This window comes from Oleiphilus sp. HI0123 (genome assembly GCF_001635315.1).
This window is the reverse complement of the sequence record NZ_LWGE01001607.1, coordinates 1-958: the sequence shown is the minus strand read 5'-3', so window position 1 is coordinate 958 and position 958 is coordinate 1. Positions and strand designations below refer to the sequence as shown.

The 958-nt window shown below is 46.5% G+C and carries 2 protein-coding genes; one reads left to right on the top strand and one right to left on the bottom strand.

Translation table 11 applies throughout. The annotated features are described in order from the left end of the window. The coding region (locus tag A3761_RS21560) for an ATP-binding cassette domain-containing protein (RefSeq protein WP_156492022.1) at positions 1-417 on the bottom strand (417 nt) is incomplete at its 3' end. A gap of 36 nt (positions 418-453) precedes the next feature. Between A3761_RS21560 and A3761_RS21555 the strand changes: the two genes are divergently transcribed. Then, a partial coding sequence (locus A3761_RS21555; RefSeq protein ID WP_156492021.1) for a DUF2390 domain-containing protein occupies positions 454-958 on the top strand: 505 nt, incomplete at its 3' end.

Below are 958 nucleotides of genomic sequence, written 5' to 3'. Positions count from 1 at the left end.
ATCAAATCCCAAACCATGCAGTAACTTTTCCACGATAACTGGTGCTTCATAGGCACCTATGTGCTCCAGCTCTCCATGGAGTTCAGCAATTTTATGGTCATCGTGTGCGGCTTCAGCTTGTTTTAATTCAGCCTCCAGACTACGGAGCTGCTGATGGCCATCGAGCACATAATCTTTAGCCGTTCGCTCTCCTGCTGTGACTTCCTGAGCCATATGAGAAACACGGCAGTTACCGGGCAAAGAATAGGCACCCGAATCCGGGCTAAGTTCGCCTAAGATAAGTTTAAACAAGCTTGTTTTTCCTGCCCCGTTGGCGCCAATAATCGCCACACGTTGACCGGCATGCACAAGGGCATTCGCCTCGGCTAATAAAGGCTCCGGGCCTCTTCGTAGGGTCAATGCATCGATCTTTAACATTCAGGAAACCTGCCTTTACTGATAAGATATGTCTGGATGGCGCAGACGGTAGCGGATATCCTACGCAACATCAATCCTAAGATGCCGATAAATTCCTATGGATTTATTTCGATTTACACTTATCAAATATGCTCTAACCAAATGACTCATAGCCGCCCCTCTATCACCGCAATATCGGCAGCAGAAATGAACGCCCTCTCTCTAGAGAATGAATTTTGGCTATGTTCACTTAAGCTGTGGAAGAATAAAACACTGCAAGACACCTTATTAGACCTACAAGATGCCCAAGGCTTTCGCGTCAACCTATCACTCTTTGCAATGTGGGCTGGGCTTATGAAAAAGAATATTACACCGCTGCTACCCAACATCAACGAAGAGCTAGACTCTTGGCACGAACAAGTCGTTGCACCACTTAGGCAGGTAAGAAAAAGTCTACCCAAAGGTGCGCTAAGAAAGGACGTTCAGCAAAACGAGCTGCAAGCCGAACAAGTCGAACATGCTTTACTGTTTAAGCTATCTCAGACGATTCCATTTGAGCAGA